Annotated in this window: 21 protein-coding genes and 1 pseudogene; 11 read left to right on the top strand and 11 right to left on the bottom strand. The window is 63.6% G+C overall.

The annotated features are described in order from the left end of the window. Nucleotide 1 precedes the first annotated feature (1 nt). The 5 genes from AB4Y35_RS35650 (at nt 2) to AB4Y35_RS35630 (ending at nt 4,557) form a co-directional block, all read left to right on the top strand. Nucleotides 2–832 carry an NAD-dependent epimerase/dehydratase family protein gene (locus AB4Y35_RS35650; protein WP_368708103.1) on the top strand — a complete coding sequence of 277 codons (831 nt, stop codon included), beginning with the start codon at nt 2–4 and terminating at the stop codon, nt 830–832. Between the two features lie 38 nt (nt 833–870). Next, complete coding sequence (locus tag AB4Y35_RS35645) at nt 871–2,067, top strand: NAD(P)/FAD-dependent oxidoreductase (RefSeq protein ID WP_368708102.1); 1,197 nt, start codon at nt 871–873, stop codon at nt 2,065–2,067. 33 nt (nt 2,068–2,100) lie between these two features. After that, entirely contained in the window at nt 2,101–2,841 is a 741-nt protein-coding gene (locus AB4Y35_RS35640; protein ID WP_368708101.1) for an SDR family oxidoreductase, read from the top strand. Between the two features lie 32 nt (nt 2,842–2,873). Further along, entirely contained in the window at nt 2,874–3,626 is a 753-nt protein-coding gene (locus AB4Y35_RS35635; protein ID WP_368708100.1) for an SDR family NAD(P)-dependent oxidoreductase, read from the top strand. Nucleotides 3,627–3,804: 178 nt separating this feature from the next. Beyond that, on the top strand, nt 3,805–4,557 hold the full coding sequence (locus AB4Y35_RS35630; RefSeq protein WP_133184976.1) for a FadR/GntR family transcriptional regulator: 753 nt from the start codon (nt 3,805–3,807) through the stop codon (nt 4,555–4,557). A 125-nt stretch (nt 4,558–4,682) separates the two neighbouring features. Here AB4Y35_RS35630 and AB4Y35_RS35625 read toward each other — a convergent pair whose 3' ends face one another. Next, a complete protein-coding gene (locus tag AB4Y35_RS35625) occupies nt 4,683–5,855 on the bottom strand; it encodes a branched-chain amino acid ABC transporter substrate-binding protein (RefSeq protein WP_368708099.1) in 1,173 nt (390 codons plus the stop codon). Nucleotides 5,856–6,167: 312 nt separating this feature from the next. On the opposite strand from AB4Y35_RS35625, the pseudogene AB4Y35_RS35620 reads away from it, so the two are divergent. After that, nucleotides 6,168–6,454, top strand: a pseudogene (locus AB4Y35_RS35620) (SDR family oxidoreductase); the annotation flags it as partial. Nucleotides 6,455–6,533: 79 nt separating this feature from the next. Here the strand turns inward: AB4Y35_RS35620 and ligK are convergent. From ligK to AB4Y35_RS35590, 6 genes are all read right to left on the bottom strand, one after another. Further along, nucleotides 6,534–7,217, bottom strand: a complete 684-nt coding sequence (gene ligK / locus AB4Y35_RS35615) for a 4-carboxy-4-hydroxy-2-oxoadipate aldolase/oxaloacetate decarboxylase (protein WP_368708098.1) — start codon at nt 7,215–7,217, stop codon at nt 6,534–6,536. A gap of 2 nt (nt 7,218–7,219) precedes the next feature. After that, the gene (locus AB4Y35_RS35610) at nt 7,220–8,245 is read right to left on the bottom strand and encodes an amidohydrolase family protein (protein WP_368708097.1); all 1,026 of its coding nucleotides are present in this window, start codon (nt 8,243–8,245) and stop codon (nt 7,220–7,222) included. 64 nt (nt 8,246–8,309) lie between these two features. Continuing rightward, entirely contained in the window at nt 8,310–9,341 is a 1,032-nt protein-coding gene (locus AB4Y35_RS35605) for a porin (protein ID WP_368708096.1), read from the bottom strand. A 168-nt stretch (nt 9,342–9,509) separates the two neighbouring features. Continuing rightward, entirely contained in the window at nt 9,510–10,868 is a 1,359-nt protein-coding gene (dctA, locus tag AB4Y35_RS35600; RefSeq protein WP_368708095.1) for a C4-dicarboxylate transporter DctA, read from the bottom strand. A 68-nt stretch (nt 10,869–10,936) separates the two neighbouring features. Beyond that, nucleotides 10,937–11,848, bottom strand: a complete 912-nt coding sequence (locus AB4Y35_RS35595; RefSeq protein WP_368708094.1) for a hypothetical protein — start codon at nt 11,846–11,848, stop codon at nt 10,937–10,939. Between the two features lie 48 nt (nt 11,849–11,896). Further along, nucleotides 11,897–12,748 carry an amidohydrolase gene (locus AB4Y35_RS35590; RefSeq protein WP_368708093.1) on the bottom strand — a complete coding sequence of 284 codons (852 nt, stop codon included), beginning with the start codon at nt 12,746–12,748 and terminating at the stop codon, nt 11,897–11,899. Nucleotides 12,749–12,891: 143 nt separating this feature from the next. Between AB4Y35_RS35590 and AB4Y35_RS35585 the strand changes: the two genes are divergently transcribed. Further along, nucleotides 12,892–14,127 (top strand): LysR family transcriptional regulator, encoded by a 1,236-nt coding sequence (locus AB4Y35_RS35585; RefSeq protein ID WP_368708092.1) that lies wholly within the window; start codon nt 12,892–12,894, stop codon nt 14,125–14,127. A gap of 34 nt (nt 14,128–14,161) precedes the next feature. Here the strand turns inward: AB4Y35_RS35585 and AB4Y35_RS35580 are convergent, their stop codons facing one another. After that, nucleotides 14,162–15,022: a LysR substrate-binding domain-containing protein gene (locus AB4Y35_RS35580; protein WP_324160377.1), complete on the bottom strand. Its 861-nt coding sequence runs from the start codon at nt 15,020–15,022 to the stop codon at nt 14,162–14,164. Between the two features lie 120 nt (nt 15,023–15,142). Between AB4Y35_RS35580 and mdtD the strand changes: the two genes are divergently transcribed. Next, nucleotides 15,143–16,573, top strand: a complete 1,431-nt coding sequence (mdtD, locus tag AB4Y35_RS35575; RefSeq protein ID WP_368708206.1) for a multidrug transporter subunit MdtD — start codon at nt 15,143–15,145, stop codon at nt 16,571–16,573. An 8-nt stretch (nt 16,574–16,581) separates the two neighbouring features. Here mdtD and AB4Y35_RS35570 read toward each other — a convergent pair whose 3' ends face one another. The 3 genes from AB4Y35_RS35570 to AB4Y35_RS35560 are packed head-to-tail and all read right to left on the bottom strand — an operon-like array spanning nt 16,582 to nt 19,251. After that, on the bottom strand, nt 16,582–17,319 hold the full coding sequence (locus AB4Y35_RS35570; RefSeq protein WP_368687763.1) for an ABC transporter ATP-binding protein: 738 nt from the start codon (nt 17,317–17,319) through the stop codon (nt 16,582–16,584). A 36-nt stretch (nt 17,320–17,355) separates the two neighbouring features. Continuing rightward, nucleotides 17,356–18,375, bottom strand: a complete 1,020-nt coding sequence (locus AB4Y35_RS35565) for an ABC transporter substrate-binding protein (protein ID WP_368708091.1) — start codon at nt 18,373–18,375, stop codon at nt 17,356–17,358. Nucleotides 18,376–18,399: 24 nt separating this feature from the next. Beyond that, nucleotides 18,400–19,251: an ABC transporter permease gene (locus AB4Y35_RS35560; RefSeq protein WP_368708090.1), complete on the bottom strand. Its 852-nt coding sequence runs from the start codon at nt 19,249–19,251 to the stop codon at nt 18,400–18,402. Between the two features lie 542 nt (nt 19,252–19,793). Here AB4Y35_RS35560 and AB4Y35_RS35555 point away from each other — a divergent pair. The 3 genes from AB4Y35_RS35555 to xsc all read left to right on the top strand — a co-directional run bounded on the left by AB4Y35_RS35555 (nt 19,794) and on the right by xsc (nt 23,878). Continuing rightward, nucleotides 19,794–21,344 (top strand): PLP-dependent aminotransferase family protein, encoded by a 1,551-nt coding sequence (locus tag AB4Y35_RS35555; RefSeq protein WP_368708089.1) that lies wholly within the window; start codon nt 19,794–19,796, stop codon nt 21,342–21,344. Nucleotides 21,345–21,495: 151 nt separating this feature from the next. Beyond that, nucleotides 21,496–21,900: a nuclear transport factor 2 family protein gene (locus AB4Y35_RS35550; RefSeq protein WP_368708088.1), complete on the top strand. Its 405-nt coding sequence runs from the start codon at nt 21,496–21,498 to the stop codon at nt 21,898–21,900. A 166-nt stretch (nt 21,901–22,066) separates the two neighbouring features. After that, a complete protein-coding gene (gene xsc, locus AB4Y35_RS35545) occupies nt 22,067–23,878 on the top strand; it encodes a sulfoacetaldehyde acetyltransferase (RefSeq protein WP_368708087.1) in 1,812 nt (603 codons plus the stop codon). Nucleotides 23,879–24,025: the final 147 nt, after the last annotated feature.

Genomic DNA, 24,025 nt, shown 5'->3' with positions numbered 1-24,025 from the left:
CATGACCGACATCACCAAGCCGCCGTTCAAGAACATCCTGATCACGGGCGCGGGCGGCGCGCTGGGCTCCGTGCTGCGCGAAAGCCTGCGCCCCTATGCACAGACGCTGAGCCTCAATGGGCGTCAGTCGCTGGGCGAAGTGCGCGAGAACGAAAAGCACTTCATATGCGATCTCGCCGATCGCGACGCCGTGTTCGACATGCTCAAGGGCGTGGACATGGTCATCCATATGGGCGGCGCGCCGCGCGAGAACACGTTCCAGGTCATTCTCGACTCGAATATCGTCGGCAGCTACAACATTTACGAAGGCGCGCGCCAGGCCGGTGTGAAGCGCGTGATCTACGCGAGTTCGGTGCACGCCATCGGCTTTTACGAATGCACGCAGACGATCGACGCGCATTCGCCCCAGCGCCCGGACAGTCTCTACGGCGTGAGCAAGACCTTCGTTGAAAACCTCTCGCGCTATTACTTCGACAAATTCGGCATCGAGTCGGTGTGTCTGCGCATCGGTTCGTGCTTCCCGAAGCCGGTCGATCGCCGCATGCTCGCGACGTGGCTTTCGTATGACGACTTCTCGCACCTGTGCGTGCAATCGATCATGACGCCGAGCGTCGGCCATATGATCGTGTACGGCAACTCGAACAACAGCGCGAACTTCTGGGACAACACGCAGGCCGCGTACCTCGGTTACCGACCGAAGGACTCCGCCGATGCCTATCGCGCCGAAGTCTATGCGAACACGGAAGTGGGCGATCCGCGCAACCCGGCTGTGCGCTTTCAAGGCGGCCAGTTCGCGGCGGATGGCCATTTCGAAGACCCGAAGGATAACTGAGCCCCGCTTCCCCACCGATCTATCTGGAACACACTGAGATGGCACAGCATGCACTCAAGCCCCACTATGACGTGGTGATCGTGGGCGGCGCGGTCGTGGGAAGCGCGACTGCGTATTTCCTCGCGGAGAATCCCGACTTCAACGGCTCGGTTCTCGTGATCGAACGCGACTGGACCTATGCGAAGTCGGCGACCGCGTTGTCGAGCGCGTCGATCCGGCATCAATTCTCGAATCCGCTGAACATCCAGATCTCGCAGTTCGGCACGGAGTTCATCCGCGACTTTCATGCGCGCGTCGCCGTGAATGGCGATGCGCCCGAACTCGGTTTCAAGGAAAACGGCTACCTGTATCTCGGCGACGCGAACGGCGCGCCGATGTTCGAGCGCAATTGCGCCACGCAGCAGGAATGCGGCGCCGACGTGGTACTGCTCGATCCGGACCAGCTGAAGACCCGCTTTCCGTGGCTCAACACCGAAGGGCTCGTCAATGGTGTCTACGGCCAGTCGGGCGAAGGCTGGTTCGACAGCTACGGTCTGCTGCAAGGTATGCGCCGCAAAGCGCGCTCGCTCGGCATCGAATACATCGAAAACGAAGTGGTCGACGTGCTGCGCGAAGGTTCGACCATCACGGGCGTGGTGCTCAAGAGCGGCGAGACGATCGGCTGCGGCGTGATGGTCAACGCGGCGGGCACGCGCGGCCCGGCTATGGCGCGCCTTGCCGGGCTGGACATTCCCGTCGAACCGCGCAAGCGCTGCCTGTTCGTATTCGATTGCCGCACGCCGCTGGAAGGCGTCGTGCCGCTCACCATCGACACGACCGGCATCTTCTTCCGCCCCGAAGGCAAGTACTACCTCACCGGCTGCTACCCCGACCCGGACCCGCTCGCCGATGTCGACGACTTCGACGTGATTCATTCGGAATTCGAAGAAGTCATCTGGCCCGCGCTCGCCGAACGCATTCCCGCATTCGAGGCGATCAAGGTCGTGAATTCGTGGGCCGGCCATTACGACTTCTGCATGCTCGATCACAATGCGATCGTCGGGCCGCACTCCGAGGTTTCGAACTTTCTCTTTGCGAATGGCTTCAGTGGCCACGGTTTGCAGCAGTCGCCCGCAGTCGGACGGGGCTTGAGCGAGTTGATCGTGTACGGCGGCTATCGCTCGCTCGATCTCGCGCCGCTCGGTTATGCGCGCGTGGTCGAGAACAAGCCGTTTCTCGAAGAAGGCGTGATCTGATGCCCTCCCCATTCTTCCACGAAGGCTTTTGACATGAGTTCCCATTCGTATCAAACCGCGTTGATTACCGGGGCGTCGAGCGGCATCGGCCGCGCGATTGCCGAGCGCCTCGTCAAGGACGGCATGAAGGTCTATGCGCTAGGCCGCGATGGCAAAGCGCTCGACGCGCTAGCGAGCGCGTGCGGCGTCACGCCCATCGCGATCGATCTGCACGATATCGCGCCACTGCGTGCGTTGTTCGAACGTGAAGCGATCGACGTCGTCGTGAACAATGCCGGGCTGCTGCCCGCTATCGCGAAGTTCGGCGAAACAGCCCCCGCCGATATCGACAGCATGATCGATATTAATCTGCGCGCGCCGCTGCATATTGCACAACTCGCGCTCGACGGCATGGTGCGGCGCAAGCGCGGCCATCTGTTCTTCATCGGTTCGAGCGCGGGCCGTTTTCCGCATCCAAATACCGCGGTTTATGGTGCGACCAAGGCCGCTGTGAGCATGTTCTGCGATTCGCTGCGCTGCGACCTGCTCGGCACGAAGGTGCGCGTCACCGAAATCGCGCCGGGCCGCGTGCAGACGAATCTCTATCGTACGGCGCTCGGCGAGCAAGGCGCGAACGAAAAGCTCTACGAAGCCTATCGCTCGATCCAGCCCGAAAACATCGCGGAATTGATCGCGACGGCGCTCGCACTGCCCGAAGCGGTAGACGTCTCGCGCATGGAAGTCTTCCCCACCGACCAGGCAGCCGGCGGCTCGCAAATCGTCACGGTCGACTGAAACCCTGCTTCAAAACCGGATATCTACGCATCATGAAAAATCAACGAGTGGTGATCGTCGGCGGCGCCTCGGGTCTCGGCCTTGCTGTCGCCAAACTGATGCTCGCCGATGGCGCGCACAGCATCGCGCTGATCGACAAGAACGGCCCATTGCTCGAGGAAACCGTGGGCACCTTGAAGGCGGAAGGCCATACGGTGTTCGGCGCCGAAGGCGATATCACGCGCAAGGAAACCGCGCACGCCGTCTTCGCGAAGGCGCTGGACGCGCTCGGGCGCGTGGATTGCCTCGTCAACAGCGCGGCGATCTATCCGCGCCGCCCTATTCTCGAAATCAGCGACGACGAGTGGGACCTGGAGAACGCGGTCAACATCAAAGGCACGTACCACATGATGGTCGCGGCTATCGAGCACATGCGCGGCCGCGCGAAGGTCGAAGCGCACGTGGCCGGGCGCATCGTGAACATCACGTCCGTGGACGCGTTCAAGGCGCACCCGCAAAACGCGCATTATGCGGCGACCAAAGCCGCGGTCGTGAGCCTCACGAAGTCGTTCGCGCAGGAAGTCGCGAAGGACGGCATTCTCGTGAACTCGGTCGCGCCGGCGGGATTCGCGACGGACCGCGCGAAGAAGCTCGGCTTCCTCGGCGAACTCGCGAGCGCCAATCCGCTGGGCCGTGCCGCCGGACCCGAAGAGATCGCGCAGTGGGTCGTCATGATGGCCAGCGAGCGCAACACCTACGCGACCGGTGAGAACGTGATCGTGAGCGGCGGCTACATCTACGCTTGATGAAAATCAATCCCCGCTTCGGCCGCAACGGCCGGCGGGAGGGGCCTGCGCCGGACTGTGTTACAGTCATAGTATGTCATACGGCGCAGGTCAGACGCGACTAGCAACTGCCGCGCCACGCGGTACGTCTGCATCCGTGAATTGCAGCGCTCTCCTGATCCGGTGTGGAGCACTCGGGATGACTCTGGACGCTGAAACCCTACTGAAGAATGCTGCGAGTTCCGGCAAGCGGCGCAGCCTGACTGAACTCGTCATCCAGGCACTGAACGACAAGATCGACCGGGGCGAATACCCGCCGGGCGGCAAATTGCCGACCGAGCCGGAATTGTGCGAAGAATTCGGCGTGAGCCGCACCGTGGTACGGGAAGCCGTTGCCTCGCTCAAGCTCGGCCGCCGCCTGATCGCGCGGCACGGCGTGGGCGTGTTCGTTTCCGAAGCCACGAATCAACCGGCGAGCCCGGATTTCATCGACGGAACCACGCTCAACAATTCGATGCACGTGCTCGAATTGCGCATTGGCGTGGAAACGGAATCCGCGGCCTACGCGGCGCAGCGCCGGTCCGAAGCGCACCTGCGCGCGCTCAAGGAAGTCTATGCACGCATGGAGATCGTCTCCGTGGAAGACGACGCCGAATGCGCGCGTGCCGATTTCGAATTCCACCTCGCCGTCGCGACGTGCTCGGAGAACCCGCATTTCACGTCTATATTGCGCACGCTGGGTCAGGAAATCACCATCGACCTGCGTCTCAAACATGCGAAAGCGAATGCGAAGGAGCGCAAGACCTATATCCGGCGCATCCAGCGCGAACATGCGGATATTCTCGACGCCATCGAGAAGCAGGACGTGGCGGCCGCGCGCCGCGCCATGCGCCGCCATCTGAACGAGAGCCTCGAGCGGTATCACAATCTGTCGAGTACGCGCGCCGAGTAAACATGTGTGCGGAACGAACGCTCCGCGCACATGCGCCAGTTCGATAGATGGCGAAGCGGGTGTCGAGCCTTCATCTGTATTCCTGATTAATATGACGATAATCAGGCACGACACCCGCTACGCGATCAGTTCTGCAGCGCCGAGACCTTTTCGCCGTACGCGACCGCCTGCGGCACCCACTTCCCGTCGATCACCTTGTAGAACGTCGCAGCCGGGTCTTTCATGTCGCCGTTGGGCATAAAGGCGATGTTGCCCGAAATCCCCGTGAACGCGACCGACTTGATGAACGGGCCGTAGACCTTCGGGTCGGTCGAATTTGCCTTCTTCATCGCGTTGACGAGCACCCATGTCGCGTCATACGCCGCGGGCGCATAGGCCACGACACCCTCGCCGTACTTCGCCTTCATCTTGCTGTCGAATTCCTTGCCTTGCTTCATTTTCGACAGCGGCACGCCGTAGTCCCACGACACTGAACCGTTCGCGCTCTCGCCGGCGACACTGAGGAAGGTTTCGTTCTCGAAGCTGCCGCCGCCCAGCAGCGTTGCGCGCATGCCTAGCTGGCGCATCTGTTTGACGAGCATGCCCGCCTGTTGATCGAGCCCGCCCCAGAACACCACGTCGGGATTGAATGACTTCATGCGGGTCAACTGCGCCTTGAAGTCGACGGCTTTGTCCGTGGCAAACTCGCGATCCACGATCTTGCCGCCCGCCTGGGTCACGCCTTTGACGAACTCGTCGGACATGCCCTGGCCGAATGCCGTCCGGTCGTCGATCACGGCAATGCTCTTGCCCTTGAGCGCCTGCACCGCCGAGTGGCCCGCCAGTTGGCCCATCTGCGCGTCCGAGTTCACCACGCGAAAGACGTTGCCGAAACCCTGCGAGGTCAGCGTGGGGTTGGTCGCCGTGGGCGAGACCATCGGAATGCCCGCCGTGTTGTAGATGCGCGAAGCCGGGATCGTGGTGCCCGAATTGAAGTGCCCCACCACGCCCGCCACCTTCGCGTCCACCATCTTCTGCGCCACCTGCGAGCCCACGCGCGGGTCGGCCTGATCGTCTTCCGCGTCGAGCACGAAATGCACGGGCTGCCCGCCGATGACGAGCTTCTGTGCATTGGCGTCGTCGAGCGCCAGTTCCGCGCCGCGCTTCAGATCGATGCCGTAGTGCGCCGATCCGCCGGTCAGCGGCGCGGCGAAGCCGATCACTACGTCTCCGGCGAAGGCGGCTGCGCTGAACGACGCGGCGCCCGCCGCCACGGCAACGGCGAGCGCGACGCGCTTGTATGCAAACGGTACTTTCATGGGAAACCTCAACGTGTTGTGGTCAGGGAGAACTATTCGGTCGAACCGCTTTTGCCAGACAAAACCGGCTCGCCAGCTCCAGATGACCTGGACGTGCGCTGACCTTCCAGAGAAGCACGAGGTCTGCGGCGACCGCCGTCATCGAGTCGGCTTAGTCGTCAAGGTATTAGGTGAGACGTCATATGTCAATCGGTCAAAAAGAGCCCGCTCACCAGGGATTTCATGGGGTGTCTGCGCCCCTCTGTTCGCCCGCGGAATCTGACGGCGTCGTCAAAATATTGATCGAATCGATCATTTCGAGGGTTTTCCCGTAGTTGTATTGGCGCGATTGACGGACTCGTGCACGCGGCTGGTCTCATGAAAACGGCGCCCATTGGGAACACGACGCAGCGAGCGGCGAGGCGATGTGGCGTCCACACGCCACCGCCACGCCCATGTTGAACGACCCGAAGCGCACGTCCAGCGCGCCGGTCATGCCGCCGATCGGGCGCTACGTGACGGTGGAGGAAGTGGCCTCGATGGTCGCGTACCTGCTCGACCCGCAAGCCGGCGCGATCACAGGGCAGCAGATCATGATCTGCGGGGGGAGTTCGCTGTAGTGCGCGCGTGGGTGCGTTGGCAATCTCGCCGCGCATAGCTAACAGCGAAGGTGACAGGCGCACCTGATCGCGGCGCGAGTCAGTCTATGTAGCGCAGTCCCAGTTTCTCCAGCGGCTCACGCATCTGGTACATGTCGAGCCCCAGTACGCCCGAGGCAAGCAGCGCACGCTTCTGACCTTCGTTCGCCTCGCGCTTGCGGGCGCTTTCCAGCGTTCGCGCCGCCATGGCCTGCGGCACCACGACCACGCCGTCGTGATCCGCCACGACGACATCGCCGGGCGTGACCAGCGCCCCCGCGCAAACCACCGGCACATTGACCGAACCCAGCGTCGCCTTGATCGTGCCTTTCGACGAGATCGCCCTGCTCCAGACCGGGAAGCGCATGTCGGAGAGTACGCTGACGTCGCGCACGCCCGCATCGATAATCAGCCCCCGCGCACCACGCGCCTTGAAACTGGTGGCGAGCAGATCGCCAAAGTAGCCATCCGTGCAATCGGCGGTCACCGCGGCCACGACGATGTCGCCGGGCTGAATCTGTTCGGCGGCGACATGGAGCATCCAGTTGTCGCCGGGGTGCAAAAGCACCGTGACGGCCGTGCCCGATGCGCTCGCGCCGGCATAGATCGGCCGCATATAAGGCTTGAGCAAGCCGGTGCGCCCCATTGCTTCGTGCACGGTGGCGCTGCCGAACGCGCCGAGCGAGTCGGCAAGACGGCCATCGGCGCGCATGATGTTGCGATATACCACGCCAAGCTCATACATGTTCAACGTCCTTGCGCAGTGAGTGCAGCGTCCAGTCGCGGATAGACACGGCGGGCGTTGCCTTCGTAGATCTTGAGCCGCTGATCGGGGTTCATGTCCGCGGCTTCGATATAGCGTTTCGTGTCGTCGAAATAGTGCTGCGTGTATGGATCGATGCCGCGCACCGCGCCGATCATCTCGCTCGCGAACAGGATGTTGTCGACGGGAATCACTTCGGTTAGCAAATCGATGCCGGGCTGGTGATAAACGCAGGTATCGAAAAACACGTTGTTGAGCAGATGCTGTTCCAGCGGCGGCTTTTTCATTTCCTGCGCGAGGCCGCGAAAGCGTCCCCAGTGATACGGCACCGCACCGCCGCCATGCGGAATCACGAAGCGCAGCGTGGGAAAATCGTGAAACAGATCCGACGTCAGGCACTGCATGAACGCCGTCGTATCCGCGTTGAGGTAATGCGCACCGGTCGTGTGAAAACACGCGTTGCAGCTCGTGCTCACGTGAATCATGGCCGGCACGTCGTATTCGACCATCTTCTCGTAGATGGGATACCAGTAGCGGTCGGAAAGCGGCGGGCTCGTCCAGTGCCCGCCGGAGGGATCGGGATTCAGGTTGATGGCGACGTTGCCGTACTGCTCGACGCATTTCACGAGTTCGGGGATGCAGGTCGCCGTATCGACACCGGGACTCTGCGGCAACATGGCGGCGGGAATGAAATGCTGCGGAAACAACTGGCTCACGCGGTAGCACAGCTCGTTGCAGATCGCCGCCCAGGTGCTGGACACCTCGAAGTCGCCGATGTGATGTGCCATGAAACTCGCGCGCGGGCTGAACACGGTGAGATCGAGCCCGCGTTCGCGCATCAGGCGTAGCTGGTTGGTCTCGATCGATTCGCGCAGCTCGTCGTCGCTGATATTCAGCCCGGAAGCGCTCGGGCCGCGCGACGGTTGACCGATCGCTGCGATCTGCCGGTTGCGCCAGTTTTCCAGCGCTTTGGGCGCCGTCGTATAGTGGCCGTGGATGTCGATGATCATGATGGGCTCCTGGGTAGTTCGGCGCGTGCATCGCTCACGCGCGTCAAGCTGTGTATGCGGGCGGCTAGAACAGCACGTCCAGGCCGACGGTCACGGCGGTCTGGCTCGACGCGCCGGCCGGGTTCAGCGTACTGACCACCGCGTGCTTGTACGACGTGTAGTCGATTTCGCTATAGAGCGTCGTGCGCTTGGAGAGCAGATACGCGAGCGAGATGATCGAAATGCCCCGGCGGCTTGCCTTGTCGGTCGATACGGTGGTCTGGTAATAACCGCCGTCGAAAATCAGGTTTGGCAAAATGGTCCAGGAGAGGCCGCCGAACGCATTGTTCGTCACCTGGTGCGGTGCCGCCGGGTTCTGCAGATCCTCGGACATGAAGCCGCCCGAAACGCGCACCGGGCCAATGCGGTAGGCAGCGGCGGCCAGGTAATAGCTGTCGGGGACATAGGCCGTGCCAGTCAGTATGCTGCGATGTCCGTACACGCCGCCTACGCTGGCCGGGCCCATGCTGTAGCTCATGCCGACCGAGCGCGTCGCGCCGCTGGCGAAATTGCCCGCCACGCCGCCGAACGAGTTGTCCGCCTCGAACAGCAGCGGGCCGAAGTGATTCTTGTACTTGATGGCATTGTTGTTGCGCGTGCCGTCGGACGCCTGGGTGAGCGGCAGGATCGGCGTGTAGTGAAAGCCGAACGGGTCGTAAATGCTGATGATGTCGTGCGCGATCGTGTACTGCCGCCCGAGGTCGATCGACCCATATCTCCTGTGTCCGATGCCGACGAACGACTGGCGGTTGAACAGCGTATTGGTGGTGTTGTCCAGTTGCCCGTTGCCGAGGTTGAAGCCGCTTTCCAGCCGGAAGTGCGCGTTCCAGCCGTCACCCAGGTCTTCCGTGCCCAGAAAGCCTAGCTTGTTCGAACTGTAGTAGCCGTTCGAGTTCATGGTCACGACGGTACCGCCGCCCTTTACCGCGTTGGTCTGGTAACGGACGCCGCCGTCTGCCGTGCCGTAAATCTGCACGCTGCTCTGCGCAAAGGCGGGCGACGCGCCGGCAACCAGTGACAGTCCAACCCCAACACTCCTCCAAGCGGCTATTTTCATAACAAGTCTCCAAGATTGTGGCTTTTTATTTGCATCGCATGAGAGATGCGAGATCTCTCATTTAATTCGCATGACTAACTACATGATGTGACTTCACCCATTCGACGCGATGACTTCGCGCTGGCGGAACCGGTCCAGTCGTTCCGCCAGCTTTGCGCTCACGCGCGGCTAATTCCCTGCGTGGCCGCCGCTCGCCTGATTGAGACGTCCCGTCGAAGTGGCGACGGGCTTGAAACCGGCTTTCAGTTCACGCCGGAGCGCGACGCGATCCAGCGCCTTTTCCCAGTTCGCCACGACAATGGTCGCGACGGTGTTGCCGATGATGTTGGTGAACACGAACCCGCTCGACAGCGCCTTGTGGATGCCGAGAATCAGCGCGATGGATTCCACCGGAATGGTGTTCGAAGCGGTGAGCGTGGCCGCGAGCACGGCAATGGCCGCACCGGACACGCCCGCCGCGCCTTTCGAAGTGAGCAGCAGGACCGCGAGCAGGACCAGTTGATCGTGCCAGTTCATCGGTGTGTTGGTGGCCTGCGCGAGAAACACCGCCGCTGCGGCGAAATACAGGCACGTGCCGTCGTGATTGAACGTATAGGCCGTCGGCAGAACCAGACCGACCACCGACTTCTCGCAGCCCAGCCGTTCGAGCTTGTCGATCAGTTGCGGGAACACAGTTTCCGACGAACTCGTGCCGATCACGAGCAGCAGCTCCGCACCGATATAGCGCATCAGCCGCAGCAGGCTGAAGCCATTGACCTTCGCGATCGGCCACAGGATCAGCAGGATGAACAGCGCGCAGGTCAGATAGAACTCGATCAAGAGCTTGCCGAGCGAGAGCAGCGTGCCGAAACCGAACTTGCTGACCGTGAAGGCAATCGCGCCGAACGCCGCGAGCGGCGCGATTTTCATCGTCAGGCCAATGATCCAGAAGAGCGCGCCCGAAACCGACTCGATCAGATTCAATGCGGGCTGTGCACGCTCGCCGATGGCGGCGAGTCCAAACGCGAACAGTACCGAGAAGAACAGCACCTGCAGCACGTCGCCGCCAGCGAATGCGCTGATCGCAGTATGGGGAATCACATTGAGCAAAAATTCACTCGTCGTGACGACGTGATGCGCCTTGGCGACGTAGGTATCGACAGTGGCCGAGTGGATGCCGTGCAGATCCACGTTCATGCCCACTCCGGGCTTGAGCACATTGACGACCACGAGGCCCAGCACCAGCGCGAGCGAGGTCACCACTTCAAAGTAGAAGAGCGCCTTGATCGCGACCCGGCCAACCTTCTTGAAGTCATTGACGCCCGCAATGCCGCTGCACACGGTACAGAAAATGATCGGGCCGATCAGCATCTGGATGATGCGGATAAAGGCGTCGCCAACGGGTTGCAGATTAATGCCTAACTTCGGAAAGAAGTAACCCGTGGCGACACCCAGCGCCATGCCAGCCAGGACCTGGAACGACAGGTCGAGATAGAACGGCCGACGTTCCCTGGATGTTGCGGCGGTGGATTTGCCCGGCAGGCTCATGGTGTCTCCTTGACAGACTGCGGCGAATTCAGGTTCGCTCAAAAATCGTGAAGCGGACGAAGGCAGCGTCAGCGCGCGGCGTCGCCCAGAATGTCCATGCTGTCGGCAAATATTTCATCGACCGTCAGCTTGCGCGGCAGCAGGCGCTGCTGCTCGCAAAACGCAAGCGTTTCTTCGAGCGGCCCGCGCAGTGCGTCATAACCGAACAGCAGCTTGTCCGCTTTCCCGGCGTTCGCGGCGGCGACCGATTCCTTGCCGCGCTTGAGCAGGCCGTACACCGCGCGAACGGCTTGCGGGTTCGACCCGGCCAGCGCGCGCGTCACTACCACCACGTGGTTGATCGGCACATAGCGGTGCAGCCCGTACCATTCGAGGTCGGCGGCGGCCGCGTTGTCGATCAGCGGCTTGAATTCCGGCCCTTCCGGGAGATCGTTGCCGAGGATCGCAGCGTCGATCTCGCCCGCACGCAGCATCGGCAATAATTGCTTGCCCGCGTCGGCGCGATGCACGAAAGACGGATCGGCATATTCTTCCAGGTGGCCGCCCTCGATTGTCACCCATTCGATCTGTTCGAGCGGCACGCCGTAGGTTTCATGGAGAATGGCGCGCACCCACATGCCCGTGGTCTGCGCATAGGTGCGCACGCCAATTCGCTTGCCCGCGAGATGCCCGATGTCCGGTTTGGCGCGCTGCGCATCATAAATCAGGCAGCCCTGTTGAAAGCGCGCGGCGACGACCGCGGGCAGCAGCACGACCGGCTTGCCATACGCTTTCGCCTGCAGATACGTGACGATGGCCAGCTCGCTGACATCGAATACCTGGCGGCGCGCCATCGGTGCGAACGCTCGGTGAATGGGTTCGACGTCCTCGAAACGAAGCTCGACGGCCGGATCGGTCAATGCGCCCGCTTTCAGCGCCTGCGTGTGCGGATAGGTTTTCAGCGCGGTCTTCAAGACCAGCGGTTGCGTGGGTGTGCTCACGATTCGGGTATTCCTGTTGCAAACGAAATCTGCGTCGCGCTCGGCGCGTCAAGCGGCGAGCGCCGGATAAACGGTGCGCGCCGTGCCGCCGAAGATCGCCTCTTGCGCTTCGACTGGCAGCATCGAAAGGCTCTCGCGCGCCTGGGCAAGCAGTTCGGGCAACGCGCCTTCGGCAGCCGGAAAATTGGACCCCCACGCAATCCGTTTCGCGCCGAACGCGTCGAGCACGCGCGGGAAAAACGCGGCTGGCGTCGAGGCGCCGCGCCCGGCTTCGGCGATCGTGCGGTTCGTGAGCTTCAGGTACACGCCCTCATGCGACGCGAGGCTGAAGAGCGGCGCTGCGGCTTCATAGGGCGGCCCGCCGGCCAGTTCGGGACGCGCGAGGTGGTCGAGCAGCACACGGATGTCCGGAAAGCGCGCCAGCATGTTCAGCAGCGCGGGAATGCCCTGCGCGGTCATCTGCAGACAGATCGACACGTTGTGGCGCTGCGCGTATTCCCACACCGGGAGCGAGCGCTCGTCGTCGAGCCACCCTGCCTGACCGGGCATCGTGCTGCCGGTCGTGAAAAGGCGCAGACCCGAGAGACCCGCGTCGAGCCAGCGCTGCATTTGCGTGACGGCGTCGCTTGCCAGCACGTCGATCGAAAACACGCCCGCGAACCGATCCGGATGGTTGCGCACTGCCTCGACCACATAACTATTGTCGTTTCCATACACCGTCGAGGCTTGCACTACCACCGCGCGGTCAATGCCGGCATCGTCCATCGACGCGAGCAAAGCCTCGAAGCTGACGGGGCGTTTCGCCGACCATTCCGACTGATGGCCGCCGATCGGCGCGAGCGGATAGCGTTGTTTATCTGGGGAAATTGCGTGCGTGTGCGTGTCGATGACGACGGACATGAAGGGGCTCCTGGCTGGAAATGTCCTGCTGAATTGAACGTAACTGTAAGCGCGATAGCGTCCAACGCCTCAATATGTAGTGAGGCCCTGCCCATAAATTTCCGTTAAGCTAGGGGTTTTGGAATGGTTATTCCGGAGGTGCGATGGGGGCGGACGGTCATGCATCGTCGGAAGACGACCTGGCGCGATTAAGGCGTCTCTTCCTGTTCGACGCGGTGTGCGAAGCCGGTGGCATCGGGCAGGCGGCGGTGCGCGCAGGACGCACGCAGCCGGCGGTGAGCGTGGCCATCAACAAGCTCGAGGCGAGCTTTGGCGGTCAACTGTTCGAGCGCGGCTTCGGCGGCAGCGATTTGACGAGCGAAGGGCTGATCGTGCAGCGGCGCGTACGCCGCATGCTCGACCAGATGGAGCGCGCCGTGATGGACCTCACCGGCCAGGCGGCGGCGAACGCCGCGAAGATCTGCCGGCGCCTGACCGACGCGCAGGTGCGCTGCCATATTGCGATTGCCGAGGCAGGGTCGGCCGCCGAGGCCGCGCACGCATTGGGCATCTCGCAACCGGCAGTCCATCGGGCGGCGCGGCAGATCGAGCAGAACGTCGGCGTATCGCTTTACCGGCGCCGTGTGCATAGCGTGTCGGCCAACGCCGCGGGCATCGAGTTCGCGCGGTGTTTGAGTCTCGCGCTCTATGAAATCACCCAGGCGGTGGAGGAACTGGCGTACGCGCGCGGGCGACTCACCGGCAAGGTTGCGATCGGCGTGTTGCCGTTGTTGCCGCCGCGCCTCGTCGCGCGCGCCATTCAACGGTTGCGCGAGCGGTATCCCGAGGCGCGCGTCACGGTCGAAGAAGGGTCCCATGCGCATTTGCTGCGCGAACTGCGCAGCGGCGGGCTCGACATCATCGTCGGTGGGCTGCGCGAGCCCCGCCTCGCAGGATCGGTGCAGGAAGCGGAACTGTTTGCCGATCCCTATGTGGTGGCCGTGCGCAAGGGGCATCAACTGGCGAAGCGCAAGGTCGTCGCCCTTGCCGAACTCGCCGATCACGACTGGGTCATGCCGCAGCACAAGGTGCCGCGCCGCGCGGTGATCGATTCGATCTTCGCGCAATTGCCGGTCAAGCCGCCTTTGGTGCTCGAGACCAGTTCGCTCGCGATGATGCTGGCCATGCTGATGGAAAGCGATTGCCTCACCCTGCTCTCGCGCGCGCAGATACGCGACGCCTACCCGGGGCGCGAGCTGGTCGCGCTGGATCTGGCGTTGCCGGGGGCAAGCCGCGCGGTCGGCTACACGGTGCGCACCGACTGGCTCGGCACGGCCGTCCAGCAGGCGTTCGTCGAAGTGCTGCGTGCGGAAAGCGCGTTCGAATCCGGCGACACCTGATCCGCGCACCACGCTGCATTCCCCGCCCTCCCGCTCACTCGCCAATCCACGAGCCGCGCAAGTCGCTGTCGTGCATGAGCTGCAGCAGCGTTTGCGCCGGGCGGGAGAGCCGCTTCGCTGCGAGCGCGATGAATTCGACATTGGGCAGCGCCGGCAGGCTCGCGACGTTCACGGGCGGCGCCAGCCCGCGCGCGGCAAGGTATTGGGGCCGCACGGTGACGCCGAGTCCGGCGCGCGCCGCCGCCACGCAGCCCGAATGGCTGCTGCTCGTGCACACCACTTGCCAGCGGAAATCAGTCTGCGCCAGCGCGTCGAGTACCACGGCCCGCGTCACGCTCGGCTCGGCGACGAGGATGAGCGGCAGCGGTTGCGCAAGATCCATGGTCGTGCCGGCGCGCGCGAGCCATTCGAGCCGTCCGGTGAAGAGCACCGTGCCGCGTCTGTCGCCCAGCCGCCGCTTGCCCACCATCAGGTCAATGGCGCCGGAGTCGAGCAGCTCGTAAAGCCGGCCCGTCATGCCGATGGTGATCTCCAGCTCCACGTCGGGATGGGCATTGCGAAACGCCGTCAGCACGGCGGGCAGCGGGCCGAGCGCGACGTCGTCGGAACAGCCGAGCCGCACCCGCCCGCGCAGGCGCGGCGCGCGAAACTGCGACTCGGCGCGGTTGATCGCCTGCAGGATGCTGCCGGCATGCGCCAGCATCGCCTCGCCATCGGACGTGATGGCGAGCGAATGCGTGTCGCGGATAAACAGGCGGCGCCCGATCGCCTCTTCGAGCCGGCGCACGTGATCGCTCACGCTCGACTGCGTAAGCCCGAGCTGGCGCGCCGCTTCGGTGAAACTGTGGCAGCGCGCGACTGCTTCGAAAGTCCTGAGCCAGATGGGATTGAGCATGGCGGATGGTTATCGGCAATGCCGATGACAGTCAAAGTCTCTACTGGGGTTCCCGATGAGCGATGGTAACAATATCATGACGCCATTGATGACAATTGCGCCGCAAAGCCGTTCCCGCCCCTGACGCGGCGCGCCGAGAAGTTCCAGATGAACAAAAATTCGAGCCACACGGCGCTGCTATGGATCGTCGCCGCGGGCTTTTTCATGCAGACGCTCGACACGACGATCGTCAACACCGCGCTCCCCTCGATTGCGCACAGCCTTGGCGTGCGACCGCTCGTGATGCAGCCGGTCATCGTCGCGTACACGCTGACCATGGCCATGCTCACGCCCGCGTCGGGCTGGCTTGCCGACCGCTTCGGCACACGCCGGGTCTATTTCGTCGCGATTCTGATCTTCGTGCTCGGCTCGCTGTGCTGCGCGAGCGCGCACACGCTCGCGCAGCTCGTGGTCGCGCGCGTGCTGCAGGGTATCGGCGGATCGATGCTGATGCCGATCGGCCGGCTCGCGGTGCTGCGCGCGGTGAGCGGCGAGCAGTACGTCTCCGCGCTCGCGCTCATTTCGGTGGCGGGCCAGGTGGGGCCGATCGTTGGGCCTACGCTCGGCGGCTGGTTCGTGCAGGCGATCTCGTGGCACTGGATCTTCCTGATCAACGTACCGATCGGCCTCGCCGGCGTGTTCGCCGTGCACCGCTATCTGCCGAACGCGTCGAGCACTGCGGCGCCTCCATTCGATCTCGCCGGCTGCGCACTCGTGTCGCTGTGCATGATTGCGTTCTCACTGGCCTTCGACACGCCGGTCCAGACGCATCGCGCCGCGTGGTCTGCCGGGCTCTTCGCGCTCGGCATCGCGGCGGCCTTCGCTTACGTGGCGTATGCGCGCGTCCACCGCGAACCACTCTTCAAGCTGCGCTTGTTCGGCGAGCCGAATTTCAGCGTCGGCCTGATCGGCAATCTCGTCTGCCGCGTCGGCTCGAGCGCCGTGCCGTTTCTCGTGCCACTGCTCATGCAGCTCGAACTCGGCTACTCGCCGCTGCGCTCGGGCCTCATGATGCTGCCCGCCGCGCTCGCGGGAACGGTCGCCAAACGCTGGATTGCGCCGCTGATCCGCCGTTACGGCTACGAGACGTTCCTGCTGGTCAACACGCTGATCGTGGGCGCATCGATCGTTGCGTTCGCACTGATCTCGCGCGGCACGCCTGTCGCCGTGGAGATTGCCGTGCTGGCCGTCTTCGGCGCGGCCAACTCGATGCAGTTCGCCGCGATGAACAGCGTCACGCTCAAGGACCTCTCGCACGAAGACGCCGGCAGCGGCAACAGCCTCTTTTCGATGGTGCAAATGCTCGCAATGGGACTCGGCGTCACCATTGGCGGCGCGCTCGTGAGTCTTGGCGAGGCGCAGTGGGGATCGGTTGCGCCCGGCTTTCGCATGAGCTTCGCGGGCGTGGGCGCGATTACGCTGATCTCCGCCCTGGTCTTCCGCCGCATCGATACGCAGGCGCGCGTTGCCGCTGCGCCTTCCGCGATGGCGTCGACGGCCGCTCGCCGCTGAGCGCGCGCTCAGTGCGCGAGAATCCCCATCGCGCGTTTCTTGAGATCCAGAAAGTGTGGTTCGAACGCGACCTCTGGCGTACGCGGCCGGTCCAGTTCGATGGGTACGTCGAGTGCCACCCGCCCCGGCCGCGCCGAAAGTACGACGAGGCGCGTCCCGAGAAAGATCGCTTCGTCGATGTCATGGGTGATGAAGACCACAGTGCAGTGGAGCTGCTCCCACAGCGCGGTCAAGAACGTCTGCATGGAACTGCGCGTCTGCGCATCCAGTGCGCCGAAGGGCTCGTCCATCAGCAGCACCTTCGGCTTCATCACGAGTGCCCGCGCGATCGCCACGCGCTGCTGCATGCCGCCCGATAGCTCATAGGGCTTGTGCCGCGCGAACGACTCCAGACCGATGATGCGCAGAATGTCCGCCGACTCCTTGTGCCGTTGCGCCTTGGGCACGCCATGCAATGACGGCCCGAACTCGATGTTTTCTTCCACGCTGAGCCACGGAAACAAGCCGGCCTGCTGGAACACCACGACACGGTCGGCCCCTGGCTGGTCCTTGATCTCGCCATCGACATAGATGTTGCCCCTGGTGGGCGAAGTGAGACCGGCGAGCAGATGCAGCAAGGTCGTCTTTCCGCAGCCCGAAGCGCCGAGCACGGTGATGAATTCGCCGCCCCGGAACTGCAGATTGATGTTTTCCAGTGCCGAGGTGGCGCCGAAGGTCTTGTACAGAGAATCGATGACGATGTTCAAGTTCGTCTCCCGCTCGACAGTCAGACAGTCAATGGATCAATGGGCCAGATGCTTCGAGTACTGCGGCGCGACGTTGTTGTCGAAACTCGCCGGCACACTCGGAATGCGGCCAATCGAGTTGAGCACCTTGGCCGTATTCACCAGAGTCAGGTACGTGGCGGAGGTTTTGACGCCCGCGTCGAGGCCCATGACTTTCGGCGTGGTCTGGTCGGCGCCGGAAAACAGCTCGTAGCCGGCGAGTTCGCTCGTCGCCACCGGCACCGTCACGCCCGTGGCTTTCGCCATCTCGGCGAGCGCCTTGTCGCGATCCTTCATCGTCACCTGATAGCCCTGGTCGAGCGCCGCGACGAAACCGCGGACCAGGTCCGGATGCGCCTTCGCCCACTCGGAGTTGGCAATACAGACGTTGTAGCTCGAGGCTTCGCGCGGCAAATCGCCGTCCGTCTTGATCGCCTTGCCGCCAGACGTACGCAGCGCGCTGAATACCGGATCCCAGACGATCGCCGCGTCGATCGCACCGGTCACCCACGAAGTGCGCATCTGCGGCGGCGCCATGTTGATCTGCGTGACGGACGCATACGGCACATGTGCAGCGGCCAGGAAGGTCGCGAGTTCGAACGAGGCCTGCGAGCCGGCAACGATCGCGATCTTCTTGCCTTGCAGCCCCGCGACGTCGTGGATGCCGCTATCCGGCTTGACCACGATGCCGGCCGCATTCGTATAGCGCTCCTGGTTGTACACGATGGTCATCGGCAAGCCCTGAGCAATAGCCGTGACGAGCGGCGGCACGCCCAGCCCGCACATGAACGTGAGGCTGTTCGATGCCAATGCACTCATCGCCGCCGGCCCCGAACTGAAGAGCTTGTACTGGACATCGGCGTTCATCTGCTTTTCGAACAGATGCTCGGCCATCGACACCATGTACGGATCGGCGCCGTTGTCCTCGTAGCCGATGATCACCTCGGGCTTGCTCTGCGAATACACCACGCCCGGAACCAGGCAACTGCTCGCCAGCACAGCCGCGCTCATGCCATAGACCCATTGCATCTTTTTCATTTGTCGTCTCCTCCAGTCACCCGATCAGTTATGTCCGCGCCACGGTACGACGATGTTTTCGATTTTTCGAATCGCCAGCTCCATTGCATATCCGATCAACCCGATGATCACGATGCCGACGATCACGATGGCAACCTGCAAGGCCTGTCCAGCGAACTGCACGAGCCAGCCGAGGCCGCTGCTCGCCGCGATCAGTTCCGCGGCGACCAGACAGGTCCACGCCACGCCGATACCCACGCGCATGGCGGTGAAGATCTCCGGCATGGCCGAGGGCAGCACGACCTTGCGGAAGATTTGCGCGTTGGTCGCGCCGAGCGTGCGGGCAACCTCGATGCGCAGCGGCGGCGTGCTTTTCACGCCCGACATCGTGCCGATGATGATCACCGGGATGGTGCCGACCAGAATCAGAATGGCTTTGGGCAATTCGCCGATGCCGAACCACACCACCAGCAGCGGAATATAAGCAAGCGGCGGAACCGGCCGGACGAACTGCAGCAGCGGATCGATGATGTCGAACACGATCTTGTTGCGTGACATCAGCAGCCCGATCGGTACGCCGATCGCAATCGCGCCCACAAAACCAATAACGATGCGAAAGCAACTAATCAGGATGTCGCTGACGAGCGACTGGCCGCCGTAGCCGTTGTGGACGATTTCGACGAAGGCCTGCCACACCGCCACCGGCGAGGGCAGCGCGAACGGCGGGAAGATGCGCGCCATCGATACGGCCTGCCAGAGCACGACGCACATCACGAGCACGGCAGTGGTCAGCCACCAGGCATTCATTTTCCCGTGGCCGCGGCGGATCTTGATGACCGGCTCGATCGACGAATCCGCGTGATGCTTCATCATCTTTAGTCTGGGTAGGGCTCTCACCGCCGTCTCCTCAAGTTGAAAAACAATGCGCACACCAGCACGAAGTTCCGCGTCCGGTTCGGGTTCCGTCTCAATTCAAGTATAGTCAGCGGCTACCCGGGCGAATTTTGGCTTCTTTTATTTCGCACTCGCGAACTCGCCCGTTTAGTCAAGCATTCTCAATCAATAAAGCGGCGGGTAGTACCAGGCAGGAAGTTCCGATGGGGCCAGTCGCGGATGACCGCTGTCCGCCGCTTTCCCGAAGCGCCGCAAGCACCGTCCAGCCGATTTCTTCCGATTATTCGAACGCCCGGCGCTCGCAGCCGCAAGGCCCGCCAGCCGGTCGCGCTGCGCCGCAGCAAGGGCCTGGCGAGCGCGCGCACGTCGAGTTTCTTTCGGCAAGCGGGGTGCTGACCGTCTCGTCGCGAACAGTCGCTCCGAAATTTACCTAATCGACTCGGACGCCCGGTGTTGAATATCGTGTGTTGATTGACTGGCCGATTTTGCTGCAATACGGTTGCTCAAACGTCCTCTCGCCGCTGTCATCAATCACAGGAGCAAGCATGCCGACCCGTACCCCGTCCGCCCTTTGGGCACAGCAATTCCGACGGTCACCGGAGTCGAAGACAAGTCTGCAGCACCAGATCCGCGAGATGCTGGTGGCCTCCATCCTCGACGGGCAACTGCCGCCGGACTCCGCCTTGCCTTCGAGCCGCGAGCTGGCCGAGCAGCTCGGCGTGGCGCGCAATACCGTGGTGCTCGCCTACCAGATGCTCGTGGAGGAAGGCTATCTGGTCTCGCGCGAACGCAGCGGCCACTTCGTCAACCCCGAAATGCTGGAGGGCCTGCACGGCGTAACGGTCCAACAGCGGGTCCAGCAGCGGGTGCAGCAGCCCGACGTCGTCGAGCCCCATGACGCCCGCTTGCCTGCCCCGCCCGCGTGGAAATCGCGCATCGTGCGCCCGCCCTCCGCCCAGCGCAACATCGTCAAGCCCGCCAATTGGCAGAACTACGCATATCCCTTCATCTACGGGCAATTCGATCAATCGCTCTTTCCGACCAACGACTGGCGCGAGTGCTGCCTGAAAGCGCTCTCGATCATGGAGATCCGCAACTGGGCGCCCGACCTGATCGAGCGCGATGACGAGTCGCTGATCCAGCAGATCCGCACGCGCGTGCTGCCGCGGCGCGGCGTGTTCGCCATGCCCGAGGAGATCATCATCACGAATGGCTGCCAGCAGGCGCTCTATCTCGTCGCCGACCTGCTCTGCGGCAAGAACACGACCGTCGGCTTCGAGAATCCGGGATATCCCGATGCACGCAATATTTTCGTGAATCGCAACGCGCAGCTGCTCGAATTGCCGATCGACGGCGAAGGGATCGACCCGGTGCGCCTGCGCGAGTCGCTCGCCCGCTGCGATTACGTGTTCGTCACGCCGAGCCACCAGTGCCCGACCACGGCCACCATGCCCATCGCGCGCCGCCAGGCGCTGCTCGAACTCGCCCAGCAGCACGACTTCGTCATCATCGAAGACGACTACGAGAGCGAAAACACCTTCTCCGGCACGCCGCATCCGGCCTTGAAGAGCCTCGACACGGCCGATCGCGTGATCTACGTGGGCAGCCTTTCGAAGACGTTCGCCCCCGGCCTGCGTCTCGGTTACGTGGTCGGCCCGCAGGAACTCGTGCGCGAGCTGCGCTCGCTACGCCGCCTGATGGTCCGGCACCCGGTGGCCTATATCCAGCGCGCGTTCGCGACGTTTCTCGCGCTCGGACACCACGACGCGCTGCTGCGCCGGCTCGCGCATGCCTACAAGGAGCGCGCCCGCGCGTTGATGGCGGCGCTCGACACCCATCTGCCCGAGGTGCGTTACGTGCCGATCGGCGGTGGCGCCTCGTGCTGGGTCGAGGGCCCGGCGTGGCTGGATTCCGCGCGCCTTGCCGACGACGCGCGCGAGGCCGGCATCCTGATCGAGCCCGGCGGCGTGTTCTTCGCCGACGAAGCCGAACACAGTCCATGGTTCCGCATGGGATTCTCCGCCATCAAGCTCGAGAAAATCGAACCCGGCGTGCGCGCGCTCGCCGAGGTCGTGCGCAAGCAGCGGCCCGCCTGAGCCTCTCAGGAAGCATCCGGGCGCTGGCCCAGGCGAAAGCTCCGCACTGGTGCTACCGCCGTCGAGAGGCAAACCCTAACGTGTCGATATACCGTGCCGCGCGCGAGTCCTCGCGCACCGGCCGGCGCCGGCTTTTCCACTGGAGACACGTATGGCAGACACGCTCAGCGCCCAACCCGCCGTCACGGCCGACACGCTCGCCGCCTTTTCCGACGCCTTCAACCGCCATGACGCCGACGCGCTGATGGGGTTCATGACCGAAGACTGCGTGTTCGACGCGGCCGGCGGCCCCGAGGTATACGGCGCCCGCTTCGTCGGGCGTGAGGCGGTGCGCGCCGCTTTCGAAGCGGTCTTCCGCACGTTCCCCGACGCCCATTGGGGCGACGGCCGCCACTACGTCGCGGGCGAACGCGGCGTATCCGAATGGGTGTTCAGCGGCACGCATGCCGAAGGCTGGCGGATCGAAGCCGAAGGCTGCGATCTCTTCGAATTCCGCGACGGCCTGATCGCCGTGAAGCGCGCGTTCCGCAAGGAGCGCCCGAAGCAGGCCGCCTGACCCGCGTGCAGCGGCGCACCGGCGCATCGGTCGCCCAGTGTTTTGAAACGAAACGTTCCATTCCATTTCAGATTCACCCATCAAGGACGGAATCCCTTGACCCTCATTGGGTGCCGAATAGCATTCAAAACACGGCGTTCCGTCAAACGATAACCGGAGACAGTTGATGAGCGAAAAGACCCCCACTCAGACGGCCAGCGGCCCGCAGGACATGACCCCGTCCGAGGCCTTTGTCGAAACCCTCGCGGCCAACGGCGTGACCGACATGTTCGGCATCATGGGCTCCGCGTTCATGGATGCGATGGACATCTTCGCGCCCGCCGGCATTCGCCTCATTCCCGTCGTTCACGAGCAGGGCGCGGGGCACATGGCCGACGGCTACTCGCGCGTATCGGGCCGCCACGGCGTCGTGATCGGCCAGAACGGTCCCGGCATCAGCAACTGCGTGACGGCCATCGCAGCGGCTTACTGGGCCCATAGCCCGGTCGTGATCGTCACGCCCGAGGCGGGCACGATGGGCATCGGCCTCGGCGGCTTCCAGGAAGCGAATCAGCTGCCGATGTTCCAGGAGTTCACGAAGTACCAGGGCCACGTGACGAACCCCGCGCGCATGGCCGAGTACACCGCGCGCTGCTTCGACCGCGCCATGTCCGAAATGGGCCCGACCCAGCTGAACATTCCGCGCGATCACTTCTACGGCAAGATCAAGGCCGAGATTCCGCAGCCGCGCCGACTCGACCGCGGCCCCGGCGGCGACGAAAGCCTCAACGAAGCGGCGGATCTGATCGCCGGCGCGAAGTTCCCCGTCATCATCTCGGGCGGCGGCGTCGTGATGGGCGATGCGATCGAGGAATGCAAGGCGCTCGCCGAACGCCTCGGTGCGCCCGTCGTGAACAGCTACCTGCACAACGATTCGTTCCCGGCGAATCATCCGCTCTGGTGCGGCCCGCTCGGCTACCAGGGATCGAAGGCCGCGATGAAGCTGATCTCGCGCGCCGACGTCGTGATTGCGCTGGGCTCGCGCCTCGGACCGTTCGGCACGCTGCCGCAGCATGGTATGGACTACTGGCCAAAGGACGCGAAGATCATCCAGATCGACGCCGATCACAAGATGCTCGGCCTCGTGAAGAAGATTTCGGTGGGCATTTGCGGCGACGCGAAGGCTTCGGCGCAGGCGCTGACCGAGCGCCTCGCGAACCGCACCCTCGCGAGCGACGCCAACCGCGCCGAGCGCGCCGACCAGATCGCCACCGAAAAGGCCGCGTGGGAAAAGGAACTCGACTCGTGGACGCACGAGCGCGACGCCTACAGCCTCGACATGATCGAAGAGCAGAAGCACGAACGCACGCCTACCGGCGGCGAGTATCTGCATCCGCGCCAGGTGCTGCGCGAACTCGAGAAGGCGATGCCCGAGGACGTCATGGTGTCGACCGACATCGGCAACATCAACTCCGTGGCGAACAGCTATCTGCGCTTCAACCAGCCGCGCAGCTTCTTCGCCGCGATGAGCTGGGGCAACTGCGGCTATGCGTTCCCGACCATCATGGGCGCGAAGGTGGCCGCGCCCCACCGCCCCGCGATCTCGTATGCGGGCGACGGCGCCTGGGGCATGAGCCTGATGGAAACGCTCACCTGTGTGCGCCACAACATTCCGGTGACGGCCGTCGTGTTCCATAACCGCCAATGGGGCGCCGAGAAGAAGAACCAGGTGGACTTCTACGATCGCCGCTTCGTCGCGGGCGAACTGGACAGCCCGAGCTTTGCCGGCATCGCGAAGGCGATGGGCGCGGAAGGCATCGTGGTGGACAAGCTGGAGGACGTGGGCCCGGCGCTCAAGCGCGCCATCGACCTGCAGATGAACCAGGGCAAGACGACCATCGTCGAGATCATGTGCACGCGCGAACTCGGCGATCCGTTCCGCCGCGACGCGCTCTCGAAGCCCGTGCGCCTGCTCGACAAGTACAAGGACTTCGTCTGAAGGGCCAGCCGCGGCCCGCGCGCGCCGTAAGTTGCAGGCAGGCGCGCGCGGGCTGCGTCCGATCGCCGGCCGCAGGCGGGGCACCCGCTTGTGGCCGGTTTTCGTCTGGACACGCCATCTGCCGGCGTGAGTCCACCCGTTTGTGCG

It is taken from the genome of Paraburkholderia sp. EG286A (genome assembly GCF_040965375.1).
Taxonomy (GTDB): Bacteria; Pseudomonadota; Gammaproteobacteria; order Burkholderiales; family Burkholderiaceae; genus Paraburkholderia.
This window is presented reverse-complemented; position numbering and strand designations above follow the sequence as displayed.